This is a genomic window from Mycobacterium szulgai (assembly GCF_002116635.1).
GTDB lineage: Bacteria > Actinomycetota > Actinomycetes > Mycobacteriales > Mycobacteriaceae > Mycobacterium > Mycobacterium szulgai.
The window spans coordinates 15,104-31,940 of the sequence record NZ_LQPW01000134.1; the positions used below are offsets into that span (position 1 = coordinate 15,104).

At 65.6% G+C, this 16,837-nt stretch carries 13 protein-coding genes; 9 read left to right on the forward strand and 4 right to left on the reverse strand.

Annotated elements, in window-relative coordinates; genetic code table 11:
- Nucleotides 1-27 precede the first annotated feature (27 nt).
- From uvrC to AWC27_RS18850, 5 genes are all read left to right on the forward strand, one after another.
- On the forward strand, nucleotides 28-1,998 hold the full coding sequence (gene uvrC, locus AWC27_RS18830; protein WP_085671876.1) for an excinuclease ABC subunit UvrC: 1,971 nt from the start codon (nucleotides 28-30) through the stop codon (nucleotides 1,996-1,998).
- The gene (gene rapZ / locus AWC27_RS18835) at nucleotides 1,995-2,879 is read left to right on the forward strand and encodes an RNase adapter RapZ (RefSeq protein ID WP_083113972.1); all 885 of its coding nucleotides are present in this window, start codon (nucleotides 1,995-1,997) and stop codon (nucleotides 2,877-2,879) included. The genes uvrC and rapZ overlap by 4 nt, the downstream gene beginning before the upstream one ends.
- Nucleotides 2,876-3,916, forward strand: coding sequence for a uridine diphosphate-N-acetylglucosamine-binding protein YvcK (gene yvcK / locus AWC27_RS18840; protein ID WP_085671877.1), 1,041 nt, complete (start codon nucleotides 2,876-2,878; stop codon nucleotides 3,914-3,916). The genes rapZ and yvcK overlap by 4 nt, the downstream gene beginning before the upstream one ends.
- Nucleotides 3,913-4,890, forward strand: coding sequence for a DNA-binding protein WhiA (whiA, locus tag AWC27_RS18845; RefSeq protein ID WP_085671944.1), 978 nt, complete (start codon nucleotides 3,913-3,915; stop codon nucleotides 4,888-4,890). The genes yvcK and whiA overlap by 4 nt, the downstream gene beginning before the upstream one ends.
- A gap of 64 nt (nucleotides 4,891-4,954) precedes the next feature.
- A complete protein-coding gene (locus AWC27_RS18850; RefSeq protein WP_085671878.1) occupies nucleotides 4,955-6,343 on the forward strand; it encodes a WS/DGAT/MGAT family O-acyltransferase in 1,389 nt (462 codons plus the stop codon).
- Between the two features lie 50 nt (nucleotides 6,344-6,393).
- Here AWC27_RS18850 and AWC27_RS18855 read toward each other — a convergent pair whose 3' ends face one another.
- From AWC27_RS18855 to AWC27_RS18870, 4 genes are all read right to left on the reverse strand, one after another.
- Entirely contained in the window at nucleotides 6,394-7,755 is a 1,362-nt protein-coding gene (locus AWC27_RS18855; protein WP_085671879.1) for an HNH endonuclease signature motif containing protein, read from the reverse strand.
- 103 nt (nucleotides 7,756-7,858) lie between these two features.
- Nucleotides 7,859-9,145, reverse strand: coding sequence for an alpha/beta hydrolase (locus tag AWC27_RS18860; protein ID WP_085671880.1), 1,287 nt, complete (start codon nucleotides 9,143-9,145; stop codon nucleotides 7,859-7,861).
- The gene (gene fadD12 / locus AWC27_RS18865; protein WP_085671881.1) at nucleotides 9,142-10,773 is read right to left on the reverse strand and encodes an acyl-CoA ligase FadD12; all 1,632 of its coding nucleotides are present in this window, start codon (nucleotides 10,771-10,773) and stop codon (nucleotides 9,142-9,144) included. The genes AWC27_RS18860 and fadD12 overlap by 4 nt, the downstream gene beginning before the upstream one ends.
- Nucleotides 10,774-10,776: 3 nt before the next feature.
- A complete protein-coding gene (locus AWC27_RS18870) occupies nucleotides 10,777-11,520 on the reverse strand; it encodes a lysophospholipid acyltransferase family protein (protein ID WP_139837093.1) in 744 nt (247 codons plus the stop codon).
- Nucleotides 11,521-11,699: 179 nt separating this feature from the next.
- Between AWC27_RS18870 and AWC27_RS18875 the strand changes: the two genes are divergently transcribed.
- The 4 genes from AWC27_RS18875 (at nucleotide 11,700) to AWC27_RS18890 (ending at nucleotide 16,817) form a co-directional block, all read left to right on the forward strand.
- On the forward strand, nucleotides 11,700-12,986 hold the full coding sequence (locus AWC27_RS18875) for a PucR family transcriptional regulator (protein ID WP_085671883.1): 1,287 nt from the start codon (nucleotides 11,700-11,702) through the stop codon (nucleotides 12,984-12,986).
- Between the two features lie 121 nt (nucleotides 12,987-13,107).
- Nucleotides 13,108-13,356 (forward strand): hypothetical protein, encoded by a 249-nt coding sequence (locus AWC27_RS18880; RefSeq protein ID WP_085671884.1) that lies wholly within the window; start codon nucleotides 13,108-13,110, stop codon nucleotides 13,354-13,356.
- Nucleotides 13,357-13,644: 288 nt separating this feature from the next.
- Nucleotides 13,645-15,402: a DUF3556 domain-containing protein gene (locus tag AWC27_RS18885; RefSeq protein ID WP_085671885.1), complete on the forward strand. Its 1,758-nt coding sequence runs from the start codon at nucleotides 13,645-13,647 to the stop codon at nucleotides 15,400-15,402.
- Nucleotides 15,399-16,817 (forward strand): phytoene desaturase family protein, encoded by a 1,419-nt coding sequence (locus AWC27_RS18890; RefSeq protein WP_085671886.1) that lies wholly within the window; start codon nucleotides 15,399-15,401, stop codon nucleotides 16,815-16,817. The genes AWC27_RS18885 and AWC27_RS18890 overlap by 4 nt, the downstream gene beginning before the upstream one ends.
- The last annotated feature ends 20 nt before the right edge of the window (nucleotides 16,818-16,837 follow it).

Here is a 16,837-nt window from a genome sequence, read left to right on the forward strand (position 1 = left end):
TGTCGGAGCGACCATTAGCCTGGATACGTGCCAGATCCCGCTACGTATCGCCCCGCGCCGGGGTCCATCCCGGTCGAGCCTGGCGTGTACCGATTCCGGGACCAATATGGGCGCGTCGTCTACGTCGGCAAGGCCAAGAGCCTGCGCAGCAGGCTGACGTCATACTTCGCCGACGTCGCGAGCCTGCACCCACGCACCCGGCAGATGGTGACCACGGCGGCCAAGGTCGAGTGGACGGTGGTCAACACCGAAGTCGAAGCTCTGCAGCTGGAGTACAACTGGATCAAGGAGTTCGATCCGCGCTTCAACGTCCGCTACCGCGACGACAAGTCGTATCCGGTGCTGGCGGTCACCCTCAACGAGGAGTTTCCCCGGTTGATGGTCTATCGCGGTCCCCGACGTAAGGGGGTGCGGTATTTCGGGCCCTACTCCCACGCGTGGGCGATCCGCGAAACGCTGGATCTGCTTACCCGGGTGTTTCCGGCGCGCACCTGCTCGGCGGGAGTATTCAAGCGGCACAACCAGATCGACCGCCCCTGCCTACTTGGCTACATCGACAAATGCTCGGCTCCCTGCATCGGCCGGGTCAACGCCGAACAGCATCGGCAGATCGTGACAGATTTCTGCGACTTCCTGTCCGGCAAAACCGACCGCTTCGCCCGCGAACTCGAACAGCAGATGCAGGCCGCGTCGGACCAACTAGATTTCGAGCGCGCCGCCCGCCTCCGTGACGACCTCGGCGCCCTCAAGCGCGCCATGGAGAAGCAGGCCGTCGTGTTCGGCGACGGCACCGACGCAGATGTGGTGGCCTTCGCCGACGATGAACTCGAAGCGGCGGTGCAAGTGTTCCACGTCCGCGGCGGCCGGGTTCGTGGCCAGCGCGGCTGGATCGTCGAAAAGCCCGGGGGCCCAGGTGAATCCGGCGAGGAGCAGTTGGTCGAGCAGTTCCTCACGCAGTTCTACGGGGACCAGGCCGAACTCGGTGGCGCCGCCGACGAAGCCGTCAACCCGGTTCCGCGCGAGGTTCTCGTGCCGTGTCTGCCGTCCAACTCAGAGGAGTTGGCCAGCTGGTTGTCGAACCTGCGCGGTGCGCGGGTCGCGTTGCGGGTGCCGCGCCGCGGCGACAAACGTGCCCTCGCCGAAACCGTGCAACGCAATGCGAAAGAGGCTCTGCAGCAACACAAGCTGAAGCGGGCCGGTGACTTCAATGCCAGATCCGCTGCGCTGCAGAATATTCAGGATGCGTTGGGTCTGGCCGACGCACCACTGCGAATCGAATGTGTCGACATCAGCCACGTGCAGGGCACCGATGTGGTGGGCTCCCTGGTGGTATTCGAGGACGGCCTGCCGCGCAAATCGGACTATCGCCACTTCGGCATCCGGGAAGCCGCCGGGCACGGCCGCTCCGACGACGTGGCCTCCATCGCCGAAGTCACCCGCCGGCGGTTCTATCGACATCTAAGCGACCAGAGCGATCCGAATCTGCTTTCCGCCGAAGGGAAATCGCGCCGATTCGCCTATCCGCCGAATCTCTACGTAGTCGACGGCGGCGCACCGCAGGTCAATGCTGCCAAAGCCGTGCTCGACGAGCTCGGCATCACCGACGTCGCGGTGATCGGCCTGGCCAAGCGCCTGGAAGAGGTGTGGGTGCCCTCGGAGCCGGATCCAATCATCATGCCGCGCAACAGCGAGGGGCTCTATCTGTTGCAACGGGTGCGCGACGAAGCGCACCGATTCGCCATCGCCTACCATCGCAGCAAACGATCAAAGCGGATGACGGCGTCGGCCCTCGACTCGGTGCCCGGGCTCGGCGAGCATCGGCGCAAGGCGCTGGTCACCCACTTCGGATCCATAGCCCGCCTCAAGGAGGCCACCGTCGACCAGATCACCGCCGTCCCGGGCATCGGCGTCGCCACGGCCGCGGCTGTCCTCGAGGCGTTGCGTCCCGAAGCCTCAGCAGCCTCGGGAGCCCCCGGAGCCCCCGGAGCCGAAGCATGACCAGCGAAGACGTTCCCGCCGGTATCGACGTCGTTCTGGTCACCGGGTTATCCGGGGCCGGGCGCGGCACGGCGGCCAAAGTGCTCGAAGACCTGGGTTGGTATGTCGCGGACAATTTGCCGCCCCAGCTGATCACCCGCATGGTGGATTTCGGATTGGCGGCCGGCTCCCGAATCACGCAGCTGGCGGTGGTGATGGACGTGCGGTCGCGCGGGTTCACCGGCGACCTCGACGAGGTGCGCAACGAACTGGCTACCCGCAACATCACTCCGCGAGTGGTGTTCATGGAGGCCTCCGACGACATGTTGGTGCGCCGCTACGAACAGAATCGGCGCAGCCATCCGCTGCAGGGCCAGCAGACCCTGGCCGAGGGCATTGCCGCCGAGCGCCGGATGCTCGCGCAGGTTCGCGCCACCGCAGACCTGATCATCGACACGTCCACGCTGTCGGTGCGGGGGCTGCGGGAAAGCATCGAGCGTGCGTTCGGCGGAAACGGAGGTGCGACGACGAGCGTCACCGTGGAGTCCTTCGGCTTCAAGTACGGACTGCCGATGGACGCCGACATGGTCATGGACGTGCGATTCCTGCCCAACCCGCACTGGGTTGACGAATTGCGCCCGCTTACCGGGCAGCAACCGGCTGTCCGCGACTACGTGCTGGGCCAGCCCGGCGCGGCTGAGTTCCTGCAGACTTACCATCGATTGCTATCCCTGGTTGTCGACGGCTACCGCCGGGAGGGGAAGCGATACATGACGGTCGCCATCGGATGTACCGGCGGCAAGCATCGCAGCGTGGCGATCGCTGAGGCCCTGATGGGGCTGTTGGGATCCAATCCGCAATTGTCGGTACGGGTACTACACCGGGATCTGGGTCGCGAATGACGGACAGCATTGTCGCCATGGGTGGCGGACACGGTTTGTACGCGACGCTATCCGCGGCCCGTCGGCTCACTCCCTACGTCACCGCCGTTGTCACCGTCGCCGATGACGGCGGCTCGTCCGGCCGGCTGCGCAGCGAGTTGGACGTGGTCCCGCCGGGGGATCTGCGAATGGCTTTGGCGGCGTTGGCATCCGACAGCCCCTACGGCCGGTTGTGGGCAACCATCATGCAGCACCGATTCGGGGGTAGCGGCGTGCTGGCCGGGCACCCGATCGGCAATCTGTTGCTGGCCGGCCTCAACGAGGTGCTGGCCGATCCGGTCGCGGCCCTCGACGAGCTCGGACGCATCCTGGGCGTCAAGGGCCGGGTGCTGCCGATGTGCCCGATCGCGCTGCAGATCGAGGCCGACGTATCCGGCCTTGAGTCCGACCCGCGAATGTTCCGCCTGATCCGGGGTCAGGTGGCGATTGCCAGCACACCTGGCAAGGTGCGACGGGTGCGATTGCTGCCGGCAGACCCGCCCGCGACCCGCCAGGCGGTCGACGCCATCATGGCCGCCGACCTGGTGGTGTTGGGGCCCGGGTCGTGGTTCACCAGCGTGATCCCGCACGTGCTGGTGCCGGGGTTGCTCACGGCGCTGCAAAGCACCACCGCCCGCAAGGCGCTGGTGCTCAACCTGGTGGCCGAGCCGGGGGAGACGGCGGGCTTTTCGGTGGAGCGCCATCTGCACGTACTGGCTCAGCACGCGCCGGAATTCACCGTGGACGAGATCATCATCGACGCCGAGCGAGTGCCCAGCGATCGGGAGCGCGAGCAACTGCGCCGTACCGCCACCTTGCTCCATGCCGAGGTCCACTTCGCGGACGTGGCCCGACCTGGTACACCTTTACATGACCCGGGCAAGCTGGCAGCCGTGCTGGACGGGGTGCGGGCGCGTGACAGGGTCGGCGAGAAAGACCCGGCGACGCCTCCGGTGACGGCCACGGCAGAGCGGCCGATGGACGGTGGACGACCAAGGGGTGACGACGCGTGGCGATGACGACCGAAGTCAAGGACGAGCTGAGCCGTCTGGTAGTCAAATCGGTCAGTGCGCGCCGCGCCGAGGTCACGTCTCTGCTGAGGTTCGCCGGCGGTTTGCACATCGTGGCCGGCCGTGTGGTGGTGGAGGCCGAGGTCGACCTGGGCAGCATCGCCCGCCGGTTGCGCAAGGACATCTTCGACCTGTACGGCTACAACGCGGTGGTGCATGTGTTGTCGGCGAGCGGGGTTCGCAAGAGCACCCGGTATGTCCTGCGGGTCGCCAATGACGGTGAGGCGCTGGCCCGTCAGACCGGACTACTTGACATGCGGGGTCGGCCGGTGCGTGGTCTGCCGGCCCAGGTTGTCGGCGGCAGCATCGGCGACGCCGAAGCCGCCTGGCGGGGCGCGTTTTTGGCGCACGGGTCCCTGACCGAGCCGGGACGCTCGTCGGCGCTGGAGGTCAGTTGTCCCGGGCCGGAAGCGGCGCTGGCCCTGGTGGGTGCCGCACGCCGGCTGGGAGTCAGCGCAAAGGCTCGAGAGGTGCGTGGCGCCGATCGGGTGGTGGTGCGCGACGGTGAGGCGATCGGTGCATTGCTGACCCGAATGGGGGCGCAGGACACCAGGCTGATCTGGGAGGAGCGCCGGATGCGCCGCGAGGTGCGGGCTACGGCCAACCGGCTGGCCAACTTCGACGACGCGAATCTGCGCCGTTCGGCGCGGGCCGCGGTAGCGGCGGCCGCCCGGGTGGAGCGGGCGCTGGAGATCCTGGGCGATACGGTGCCCGAACACCTGGCTTCAGCCGGCAAGTTGCGGGTTGAGCACCGCCAGGCGTCGCTGGAGGAGCTGGGCCGGCTCGCCGACCCGCCGATGACGAAAGATGCTGTGGCAGGGCGTATTCGGCGATTGTTGTCGATGGCCGATCGCAAGGCCAAGGTTGAGGGTATCCCGGACACTGAGTCGGCGGTGACCCCAGACCTGCTCGAAGATGCCTAACGACCTAGTGCCGCGTAGCTAACCGCCTTCCCGCGGCCAGCCGTTCGGGGCTACGGTTCATGGCATGAAGCGGCTCTCGAGCGTTGATGCGGCGTTTTGGTCGGCAGAGACAGCAGGCTGGCATATGCACGTGGGTGCACTGGCCGTATGCGATCCCACTGACGCGGCCGACTACAGCTTTCATCGACTCCGCGAACTGATCAACGAGCGACTTGCCGAGGTGCCGCAGTTGCGCTGGCGGGTGACGGGCGCCCCGCTGGGCCTGGACCGCCCGTGGTTCGTCGAGGACGAGGAGCTCGACGTCGACTATCACGTCCGTCGAATCGGCGTTCCAGCGCCCGGAGGCCGGCGCGAACTCGAGGAGCTCGTCGGCCGGTTGATGTCCTACAAGCTGGACCGCTCCCGGCCGTTGTGGGAGCTGTGGGTCATCGAGGGTGTCGAGGGCGGCCGTTTCGCCACGCTGACCAAGATGCATCACGCCATCGTCGACGGGGTTTCCGGTGCGGGGCTGGGCGAAATCCTGTTGGACATAACGCCGGAACCACGACCGCCGCAAACGGAGAAGGTGGGATCGCTGGTGGGATTCCAAATCCCGGGCCTGGAACGTCGTGCCATCAGCGCGCTGATCAACGTCGGGATCATGACGCCGTTCCGCATCGCCAGATTGCTGGAGCAGACCGTGCGCCAGCAGATCGCGGTCCTCGGCGTGCGCAGCAAGCCGCCGCGATACTTCGACGCGCCGAAGACCCGGTTCAACGCGTCGGTCTCCCCGCACCGCAGGATCAGCGGAACCCGCGTCGACTTGGCGCGGGCCAAGGCCGTCAAGGATGCCTTCGGCGTCAAACTCAACGACGTCGTGCTCGCGCTAGTGGCCGGGGCAGCCCGCGAATACCTGCTCAAGCGCAACGAGCTGCCCACGAAGCCGCTGATCACCCAGATCCCGGTCTCCACCCGCACCGACGAGACCAAGGAGGACGTCGGCAATCAGATCAGTTCGATGACGGCGTCGCTTGCCACCGACGTGGAGGATCCGGCCGAGCGGCTGCGTGCCATTCACGAAAGCACGCAGAGCGCCAAGGAGATGGCCAAAGCGTTGTCGGCGCATCAGATCATGGGGCTTACCGAAACCACGCCGCCCGGCCTGCTGCAACTGGCTGCCCGCGCCTATACGGCTACCGGACTCTCGCACAACCTGGCCCCAATCAACCTGGTGATCTCCAATGTTCCCGGGCCACCGATCCCGTTGTACATGGCCGGCGCCAGGCTGGAGTCGTTGGTGCCGCTCGGGCCCCCCGTCATGGACGTGGCACTGAACATCACCTGCTTCTCCTACCAGGAACACTTGGACTTCGGTTTCGTGACGACACCCGAGGTCGCCAACGACATCGACGAGATGGCCGATCTCATCGAGCCGGCTCTGGTCGAACTCGAGCGCGCCGCCGAAGCGCTCTAGGCAACGCAGCGTTCTAGGCAACGCAGCGTTCTAGGCAACGCAGTCGCGGGCTACGGGTCGTCTTCGTCATCTGGCGCCAGCAGCTTTTCGGGGTGATGGAAGCTGTTGGTCCTGGGCTGGCCGTGGTCGAGGTGGGGTGGGGGGATCCATTCGGTGTCGCCGTGGGCGTTTTTGCGGGTGGCCCAGCCCTTTTCGGCCAGCGGGTGATGTCCGCCGCAGGCGAAGGTGAGCTGGTCGATGTCGGTGCTGCGGCACTGGGCATAGGGGGTGCAGTGGTGCACTTCGCAGTAGTACCCCGGTGTATTGCAGCCCGGCGCCGAACAGCCGCGGTCCTTGGCGTACAAGACAATTCGCTGCGCCGGGGAGGCCAGACGCTTCGTGTGATACAGCGCCAGGGGCTTGCCCTCGTCGAAAATCGCCAAGTAATGGTTGGCCTGACGGCCCAGGCGGATGACGTCGGACATGGGCAGGATGGTGCCGCCGCCGGTAAGGCCGCACCCGGCCGCAGCCTCTAAGTCCTTGAGCGTGGTGGTGACGATGATCGAGGCCGGTAAGCCGTTGTGCTGACCCAGCTCCCCGGACATCAACAGCGCGCGCAGCCCGGCGAGCAACCCGTCATGGAAACGCTGGGGTTTGGACCGCAGGTCGCGGCGCGCCGCTTCTGCGGAGGGCTCGTCATCGACCACCGGGGCTTCGTCGTCGCGGTTACACATCCCCGGAGCGGCCAGTTTGGCTTCGACGGCTTCCAGGGTGGCCCGCAGCTCGGGATCCACATAGCCGCTCAGGCGCGACATGCCGTCGTGTTCCTGCTTGCCCAGGGTAAGCCCGCGTTTGCGGGCGCGGTCCTCGTCGGTGTAGTTGCCGTCGGGGTTAAGCCAATCCATCAGCTGTGTGGCCAGTCCGGCCAGATCGTCGGGGCGCCGGCTGGCGCCCAGCTGGGCCAGCTGGGTTTCGGCGGCCACGCGGGTACCCAGATCGATCGCGGCGGGCAGCCCGCGCAGGAAATCGCGGATCACCTTGACATGCCCGTCGCCGATCAGCCCGTCGCGCTGGGCGGTCGCGGTCGCGGTCAACTGCGGCGACAGCGGCTCACCCGTCATAGCGCGGCGCTCACCCAGATCCGCGGCCTCGGCAATGCGCCGGCCGGCCTCGGCCCGGGTGATGTGCAACCGGTCAGCCAGGGCCACCCGCAACGTGCCGCCGAGCTCTTCCTCAGAAGATTGCTCGCCGATCTGATTGATCAAGGTATGCCCGGGCACCGGCAGCCGGCGCGCCACCCGTTCCAGACGTTCCAGCGCCCGCAACCGCTCCGGTGTGGTCAACACGTCAAAGGTCAACCCGCACAAGCGATCCAACTCATAGTCGAGTGCGTCGAAGACCTCGACGATCTCCTCGCGCGTACTCGAACCCATGCCGCAAACAATACGAAGGCCTACCGACAAAAACGCCTACCCTGAGACCCATGAAACGAAAGTGGCGCAAGGGATTTCGGCGGCTATCAAGCCAGACGCGCGCCTAACTGCCGGGCGGGTTCTTCACGTACACCCAGGACAAAAACCGGGCCACCGCGTCGGCGGCCGTGTGTGCTCGCGGCGATCCGAAGATGTCGAAAGCGTGCTGGGCGTTGGGCAGTTCGGCGTAGGCGACCGGCGCCTTCGACACCGTGCGCAATTCGTCGACGAACTCGCGGGCCTCAACCACCGGAATGAGCGAGTCGTCGGTTCCGTGCAGCACAAAAAACGGTGGGGCGTCGGGCTTTACATACTGGATCGGCGAGGCATCGACATAGATGTGGCGATGCGTACTGAGCTTCTGTTTGACCACCATTCTTCCGAGTACCTCGACGAACTGGGCGCGCCCGACGGCCTCGGTGGAAAACCAGTCGTAGCGGCCGTAGAACGGGACTGCCGCCGCCACGGAGGTGTCGGCCTCTTCGAAGCCCGGCTGGAACTTGGGGTCGTTGGCCGTCAATGCGGCCAATGCAGACAAGTGGCCGCCGGCCGAACCGCCGCTGATCGCAACGAAATTCGGGTCGCCACCGTAAGCCGCAATGTTGTCCTTGACCCAGGCCAGTGCGCGTTTGACGTCGACGATGTGGTCGGGCCAGGTGTGCAGCGGCGAGACGCGGTAGTTCATCGAAACGCATACCCATCCGCGTGAAACCAAATGGCCCATCAGCGGATACGCCTGCGGGCGTCGCCACCCGATCATCCACGCGCCGCCGGGTACCTGTAGCAGCACCGGCGCCTTGCCGTCGCGCGGCAGGTCGCGTCGGCGCCAGATGTCGGCCAGGTTGGCCCGTCCGTGCGGCCCGTAGCGCACGACATTCTGCTTGTCCACGAAGCGCCGGCGGGCGACCGTGCTGCGCAGTGGGACGTTGCGCCTGCCGACACGTGTGGGTTCGGTCGGTAGCTCCTTGAGCTCCTCGGTGTAGTCGGGACCGAGTTGCTCGGTCAGCCCGGCTTCCAAAACCGGACCGGGGGTAACGGTGCCGCGGTAGCGGATCACCGCCAGGATGACCCAGGGCGCGGCCGTCAGTCCCAGTGCCGCTTTCCCTTTCGCGCCGGCGAAATCGCCACGGCGGCCGCGGCGCACGGCGTCCAGCGCGGAGGCGGTGGCGTACAGACCCGGCACCTCCGAGGTGGGCCAGCCGAACCAGAACACCAGAACCGCCGCGTAAGGGTTACGGCTCAACGGGCGTAATCCGTTCGCGGCGTTGAGAACTTCAACGGTGGCTCGCGTCAGCGGTCTGGGCGTAAATGCCTGCCGCCGGGCCAGGCGTAGCAGTCGCCGGCCCCTCATGCGCCGCCGACCTGTGATTTCAATTCGGCGCGCAGGATTTTGCCGGTGCTGCCGCGGGGAAGCTCGTCGAGAACCGTAATCTCACGAGGCACCTTGTAGTTGGCCAGGTTCTCCCGGACATGTTGTTTGAGAGTGTCTGCAGTAGCCGAGCCGCCGGGTTCGAGCACCACGAATGCCGCGAGTCGCTGGCCATACTCCTCGTCGTCCACGCCGATCACGGTGGCTTCGGCCACCTCTGGGTGCGTGGCCAGGGTCTTCTCCACTTCGATCGGATAGATGTTCTCGCCCCCGGAGACGATCATTTCGTCGTCGCGGCCGACGACGAACAGCCGGCCGTTGTGATCGAGGTAGCCGACGTCGCCCGACGACATGAACCCCGCGTAAAAGTCTTTGGTGGTACCCGAGGTGTAGCCGTCGAACTGGGTTTCGTTGCGGACGTAGATGCTCCCGACCTCGCCGACCGGGACTTCGTTCAATTCGGAGTCCAGGATGCGGATTTCGGTCCCGTCGGCCGGTTTGCCCGCGGTGTCGGGCGCGGCACGCAGGTCGGCGGGGGTAGCGGTGGCGATCATTCCGGCCTCGGTGGCGTTGTAGTTGTTGTAAATCACGTCGCCGAACTGGTCCATGAACGCGATGACGACGTCGGGGCGCATCCGGGAGCCGGATGCTGCGGCGAAGCGTAATGTCTTGCCGCTGTAGCGGTTCCGCACGTCGTCGGGTAGTTCCATGATGCGGTCGAACATGACCGGCACTACCGCAAGGCCGGTCGCCTGGTAGCGGTCGATGAGGTCCAGGGTGGCTTCCGGGTCGAATTTGCGACGGGTGACCACAGTGCAGGCCAGCGACGACGCCAGCACCAACTGTGAGAACCCCCACGCGTGGAACATCGGCGCCACGATCACAATGGGTTCCTCGGCCCGCCACGGCGTACGATCCAGGATCGCCTTGAGGGTGCCGATGCCGCCGCCACCGCCAGAGTGCTTGGCGCCCTTGGGTGTTCCAGTGGTGCCCGAAGTCAACAGGATTACTTTGCCCTTGTTTCCCGCGCCGCCGGAACGTTGCGGCCGTTGCCCGGTGTGGGCGGCGATGAGCTTCTCCACGGTCAATTCGTGCGGCCGATCGGACCACGCGACAATGCGGGTGGCGTGGGGCCGGTCGGCCAGTGCGCGATCCACCGTGGCGGTGAACTCCTCGTCGTAGACGACGGTATCGACATTTTCCCGCGCCACCACGTCGGCCAGCGCCGGGCCCGCGAACGAGGTGTTGAGCAGCAGAATGTCGGCGCCAATCCTGTTGGCCGCCAATAGGGAATCGACGAAGCCGCGATGATTGCGGCACATGATCCCGACCACCCGCGGCGCTCCGCCCGGCAACCCCTGCAGCGCGGCGGCAAAGGCGTTGCTGCGCTCTTCGAGTTGCCGCCAGGTGAGCATGCCGAGTTCGTCGATAAACCCCGGCTTGTCCGGGCAGCGTTGGGCCGCACCGGCGAAACCCGACGTGAAGCCCATGCCTTCGCGGCGCATTGCGGCGGCGATCTTGACATACTTGTCCGGTCGCATGGGCGCGATCATTCGGGCGCGCCGCATGGTGGTGATCAGCCCGAGGATGTCACTGATGCGAGATGCCATGGCTCAGCCCAGAATCGGGAAACGTCGTTTGGCGGCAAGCTCATTGAGTCCCTGCTGCATCACCGCCCGCACATGCTCGTCGACTTCGTCGACGTCCGGGTCGTCACCGAATTCCTTGGCGATGTCGATCGGTTCCAGCACCTGCATCACGATCTTGGTGGGCAGTGGCACGTTGGGCGGGATGGCGGCGCTGAACCCGAACGGAAAGCCGAACGACAGCGGCAGGATGTCGCTGCGGATCAGGCGTTTCAGGCCGAGTCGCTCGGCCAGCCAGGTGCCGCGGGATAGGTAGAGTTGCGTTTCCTGCCCGCCGACGGACACTGCAGGAACAATGGGTACTCCGGCTTCGATCGCGGTCCGGACATAACCTTTGCGGCCGTTGAAGTCGATGACGTTCTCCGAAAAGGTGGGCCGGTACGCGTCGTAGTCACCACCGGGAAAGACCACCACCACACCGCCGGTGCGCAGCGCCTTGGCGGCATTGTCGCGAGTGGCCCGGATATAGCCGACGCGCCTGAACAGCGGGCCGGTGACGCCCATGAACAAGATGTCGTGGCTCAGTGTGTAGACCGGGCGGTCATAGCCGAGCTGGTCGTAGAAGTCGACGCTGAAGATCGGGACGTCCATCGGGAACATGCCGCCGGAATGGTTGGCCACGACCAGCGCTCCGCCCGGTGGGAACGAATCCAAGCCATGCACCTCGGAGCGGAAATACGTCTTCAACACCGGGCGCATGACGCTGATCATGCGCTGGGTCAAGCCTGGGTCGAATTTCCCGATGTCGTCATTAACCGGGCTATCTGGGCTGTCGCTCACTGAGGCCCCCTTGCCGTCGAGTCACTCGATCGTAGCGACCGCAATCGGCACCCCCCGCAACACGGGCGAAAGTCCCACGCGTAGCCGCACTGGCGGGCACAGTGGGTCACGTGGCCGAAGTTGGTTACGGGCCCATATCGGTGATCGCCCGGCACATGCAGCTGATTCGCGACGACTTCATCGGCGAATTGTTCGACGAGATGAAGGCCGAGATTCAGGGTCTGAATTACGACACCCGGATGACCGACTTGTGGCGGGCAAGCCTGACCGAGAACATCGTCGCGGCCATCCACTATCTGGATCGCGATGTGCCGGCGTCCCTGGTCGAGGCCCCTGCGGCCGCGCTGGCGTACGTGCGGGCGGCTGCGCAGCGAGATGTGCCGCTGTCCGGCCTGGTGCGGGCGCACCGGCTGGGACACGCGAGGTTCCTGGAGGTGGCGATGCAGCAGGTGTCGTCTCTGGAGCCGGCGGTGCGGGTGCCCACGCTCATCGAGCTGGTGAATCGCTCCGCCCGCTTGGTGGACTCGGTGGCCGACCAGCTGATCGTCGCCTATGAGTATGAGCACGATCGCTGGCTGAGCCGTCGCAGCGGCCTGCAGCAGCGGTGGGTCGGCGAGGTGCTTTCGGGTAACCCGGTCGACGTGCCCCGTGCGGAGCGGGCCCTGCGCTATCGGTTGGACGGCGTACACCTCGCGGCGGTGGTGTGGGTGGACGCGACGGTGCCCGCCGGTGAGGTGGTGGCGATTTTCGACTCGGTGCGCTCGTTGCTGGCCGCGGAGCTGGGCGCGTTGGGCAATTCGTTGCTGGTACCGACCGACGAACACGAGGCCCGAATGTGGTTCTCAGTGCGTGACGGCCGCGCCCTGGAGCCGGCGAAACTGCGTACGGCATTCGAATCCGCCGGCATCCGAGCGCGCCTGGCGTGCGGCCGAGTGCAAGAGGGACTGCACGGATTCCGGGCATCGTTGATGCAGGCCGAACGAGTGAAGGCGGTGGCTCTGGCGGGCGGCCGAAGTGGTGGCGGCAGCGGTACCGACAGCGGCATGACCGCAGACCGAGTCGTTTTCTTTCGTGATCTCGCGCCCATAGCGCTGATGGCCGGCGACGTCGACGAGTTGCGGCGCTTCGTGGCCGATGTGCTGGGTGATCTCAGCGTTGACAACGAACGCAATGGCTGGCTACGCGAGACGTTGCGCGAATTTCTGGTCCGCAACCGCAGCTATGTTGCGGCCGCCGAGGCAATGACCTTGCACCGCAACACCATTCAGTACCGGATAGCCCAGGCGATGGAGCTGTGCGGACAGGACCTCGACGATCCCGACGCCGCATTCAAGGTGCAGATGGCGTTGGAGGTCTGCCGGTGGATGGCTCCGGGAGTGCTGCGCGCGGCCAACTAGCCCGTCTTCATGCTGCGCGCACAAAAGCGCTGGTGAGCTTCATCGTCGGCGCATATGGTGCCCAGCGGCTTCGGCGCGTTAGCTATGCCCACACCGCAACACCTAGTCGAGAGATGCGCAGATGGACCAGCCAGCAGCCACCGGCGATCACCGCCAGACGGACTACCTGCTGCGCGTGCTCGGCCAGATCTGCCGCCGGACGAACCGCGGGATCGACCAATACCTGAGGGCCAAGGCCCTCTCTGAAGCCGTCGGCCACAGTGACTACGCCTGTGGCCTTCGGCGCCCGACGGGCATCAACGAGCGGGACCGCCAAACTCTCAAGAGGCTGATCGATTGCCTGCAGCGACGGTTTCCGCCTGATGGCTAGGACGAGGTTCCCCCGATCTCTCGGAGGGCGCGGTCTGGGGATCCGTTAGGACCGCAAGGAATCTGGTGTGGCGGCAGCGCCGAGGAAGCATTCGCGCGTAATGAGGGGTCGCGCAGGATGTCATTCGCGTAGGCGCGCCGCACACCGATGATCGCGCCCTGCCGAGCTGACCGGCGGCCGGATGCACCCGGGCTAGCGCCCGAGTGTTTCCGATCGACCGCCGGCCTTGTGGTTCCGAATAGAGTTTATTGACTAGCTGGTTTCACACCTATCGGGAACGAGGCCGCCATGGGATTCATGTCACCGGAACTTCCGGACGTTGATCACGGCACCTGGCCGACGCTGCCGCGGGCAGCGCGACTACAGGTCGTGACGCGGCACTGGGCTGAACACGGCTTCGGGACACCGTATGCGGTGTATCTGCTCTATCTGCTGAAGATCGGCCTCTACGTCGTGGTCCCAGCCGCGATCATCTCGCTGACACCCGGGCTGGGGGGACTGAGCCGCATCGCCGACTGGTGGACACAACCGATCGTCTACCAGAAAGTCATTGTCTTCACGCTGCTGTTCGAGGTGCTGGGCCTTGGCTGCGGGTCCGGGCCGCTGACCGGACGGTTCATGCCGCCGATCGGCGGGGTTCTATACTGGTTGCGGCCCAAGACAATTCGGCTACCGGCGTGGCCCGATAAGGTCCCCTTTACTCGCGGCGATTCGCGTACCGTCGTCGATGTCGGCCTCTATGCAATCGTGTTGATCAGCGCGGTGTGGGCACTGCTGTCACCCGGGCATGGCGGCTCGGTCACCGGTACCGGTGACGTCGGTCTGATCAACCCCGTCGTGGTGATCCCGCTCATCGTGTCGCTGGCGCTACTGGGTCTGCGCGACAAAACCATTTTCTTAGCCGCGCGCGGCGAGCACTACTGGCTCAAATTGTTCGTGTTCTTCTTCCCGTTCATCGATCAGATCGCGGCATTCAAGATCATCATGCTTTGCCTGTGGTGGGGGGCGGCGACTTCGAAGCTCAACCACCATTTCCCTTACGTGGTAGCAGTGATGACTAGCAACAACGCGCTGTTGCGGCCCAAGCTGTTCAACCCGATAAAGCACATGCTCTACCGCGACCACATCAACGACCTACGGCCCACCTGGTTGCCGAAGGTGATGGCCCATGTCGGGGGCACCACGGCGGAATTCATCGTCCCGACGGTTCTGGTGTTCGTCGCCGGCGATCAACCGTGGCGGTGGTTCCTCATCGGGTTCATGGTGATCTTCCACCTCAACATCATTTCCAATCTCCCGATGGGAGTTCCGTTGGAGTGGAACGTGTTCTTTATCTTCTCGCTGTTCTACCTATTCGGACACTACGGCGCCATCAAGGCGACCGACCTTCGATCGCCGCTGCTGCTGGCCATCATTATCGTCGCGGTGGCCGTCGTAATCGCGGGAAACATGTTCCCCGAGAAGATTTCGTTCCTGCCGGCGATGCGCTACTACGCCGGCAATTGGGCGACCAGCCTGTGGTGCTTCCGGGCGGGCGCGGAGGAAAAGGTCGATGCCGACGTGGTTAAAAGCTCTGCGCTCGTTGTCAATCAGCTGGCCCGGCTCTACGGCCCGGAGACCGCCGAAGTAATGGCGGACAAGGTGGGCGCGTTCCGCGCGATGCATATCCATGGCCGGGCGCTCAATGGCCTGTTACCGCGAGCGATCAGCAACGAGGCCGACTACAAGGTCCGCGAGGGCGAGATTGTCGCCGGACCCCTGGTCGGGTGGAACTTCGGTGAAGGTCACCTGCACAACGAGCAGCTGCTTGAGGCGGTACAGCGCCGGTGCAACTTCGAGGACGGCGACCTTCGCGTCATCGTCTTGGAGGGCCAACCGATCCATATTCAGAAGCAGTGGTACCGCATCCTTGACGCCAAGACCGGATTGATCGAGGCGGGCTATGTCACCATCGCGGACATGGCGTCGCGTCAGCCGTGGCCCGAGCCGGGTGACGAGTTCCCGGTCCACCTTACGACGCAACCTGCTCTGCACGGAGAATCATGACCAAAGCGGTTGTCGTAGGTGCCGGACCCAACGGCCTGGCCGCGGCGATCCACCTGGCACGCAACGGTATTGACGTACAGGTGCTGGAGGCGCGTGACACCATCGGTGGGGGAGCGCGGTCGGGTGAATTGACGGTGCCCGGGGTTATTCACGACCACTGCTCGGCGTTTCATCCGCTGGGCGTGGGTTCACCGTTCTGGCAGGAGATCGACCTGCAAAGCTACGGGCTGAGGTGGCAGTGGCCGGAAATCGACTGCGCGCACCCGCTCGATGACGGCACCGCCGGTGTGCTGTTCCAGTCGATCGAGGCGACCGCGGCGCGAATGGGATCCGATGGCAAACGGTGGCGGCTGGCCGTCGGCGACCTTGCTGAAGGATTCGATGAGCTGGCCGCCGACCTGCTTCGCCCGGTGATCAACATTCCGCGCCACCCGATCCGGCTGGCCCGGTTCGGTCCCCGTGCGGTGCTGCCGGCCACGTTCCTGGCGCGCTGGTTTCGTACCGAGCAGGCGCGTGCGCTGTACGGCGGCGCGGCCGCGCACGTCTACACCCGGCTGGACCGCCCGCTGACCGCCTCGCTCGGGTTGATGATCCTGGCCAGCGGCCACCGTTACGGCTGGCCCGTCGCGCAGGGCGGATCGGGATCGATCGCCCGGGCGCTCGGTGCCGCCCTGGAGGCGCACGGCGTAGACGTCGCCACCGGCGTCACCGTCAGCTGCCGCCGCGACATTCCCGACGTCGACATCGTCCTGCTCGACCTCAGCCCGGCTCAGGTGCTGGCGATTTACGGCGATTGCATGCCCAGCCGGATCAGGCGTTCGTATCTGCGCTACCGCGAGGGGTCCTCGGCGTTCAAGGTGGACTTCGCCATCGAGGGTGATATTCCGTGGACCAATCCCGACTGCGGGCGCGCCGGCACCGTTCACCTGGGCGGCACGTTCTCCGAGATTGCCGACACCGAACGCCAGCGCGCACAAGGAAATATGGTGCAACGACCGTTCGTCCTGCTGGGCCAGCAGTACCTAGCCGACCCGTCGCGCTCGGCGAGCAATATCAACCCGATCTACGCCTACGCGCACGTGCCGTTCGGCTACACCGGCGACGCCACCGCCGCTGTGGTGAACCAGATCGAGCGGTTCGCCCCCGGGTTCCGGGACCGTGTCGTCGCATCGGTTAGCAAATCCACCGCCGAGTTACAGGCCTATAACCCCAGCTACATCGGCGGCGACATAATCGGCGGTGCCAATGACCGGCTGCAGGTAATCTTCCGGCCGCGCATAGCCCTTGACCCCTACGCGATCGGGGTGCCCGGGGTCTACCTCTGTTCCCAGTCGGCACCGCCGGGGGCCGGAATCCATGGCTTGAGCGGCTACTACGCGGCCGAGTCGGCGCTGCGCTGGTCGCGCAAGCGCTAGCCGGTCAACCCCGGTGATCC

Bases quoted from the DNA above. Each gene is read 5' to 3' on its own strand.
- rapZ (WP_083113972.1), top strand. From the start codon at position 1,995: ATGACCAGCGAAGACGTTCCCGCCGGTATCGACGTCGTTCTGGTCACC.
- yvcK (WP_085671877.1), top strand. From the start codon at position 2,876: ATGACGGACAGCATTGTCGCCATGGGTGGCGGACACGGTTTGTACGCG.
- whiA (WP_085671944.1), top strand. From the start codon at position 3,913: ATGACGACCGAAGTCAAGGACGAGCTGAGCCGTCTGGTAGTCAAATCG.
- AWC27_RS18850 (WP_085671878.1), top strand. From the start codon at position 4,955: ATGAAGCGGCTCTCGAGCGTTGATGCGGCGTTTTGGTCGGCAGAGACA.
- AWC27_RS18855 (WP_085671879.1), bottom strand. From the start codon at position 7,755: ATGGGTTCGAGTACGCGCGAGGAGATCGTCGAGGTCTTCGACGCACTC.
- AWC27_RS18860 (WP_085671880.1), bottom strand. From the start codon at position 9,145: ATGAGGGGCCGGCGACTGCTACGCCTGGCCCGGCGGCAGGCATTTACG.
- fadD12 (WP_085671881.1), bottom strand. From the start codon at position 10,773: ATGGCATCTCGCATCAGTGACATCCTCGGGCTGATCACCACCATGCGG.
- AWC27_RS18870 (WP_139837093.1), bottom strand. From the start codon at position 11,520: ATGATCAGCGTCATGCGCCCGGTGTTGAAGACGTATTTCCGCTCCGAG.
- AWC27_RS18880 (WP_085671884.1), top strand. From the start codon at position 13,108: ATGGACCAGCCAGCAGCCACCGGCGATCACCGCCAGACGGACTACCTG.
- AWC27_RS18885 (WP_085671885.1), top strand. From the start codon at position 13,645: ATGGGATTCATGTCACCGGAACTTCCGGACGTTGATCACGGCACCTGG.
- AWC27_RS18890 (WP_085671886.1), top strand. From the start codon at position 15,399: ATGACCAAAGCGGTTGTCGTAGGTGCCGGACCCAACGGCCTGGCCGCG.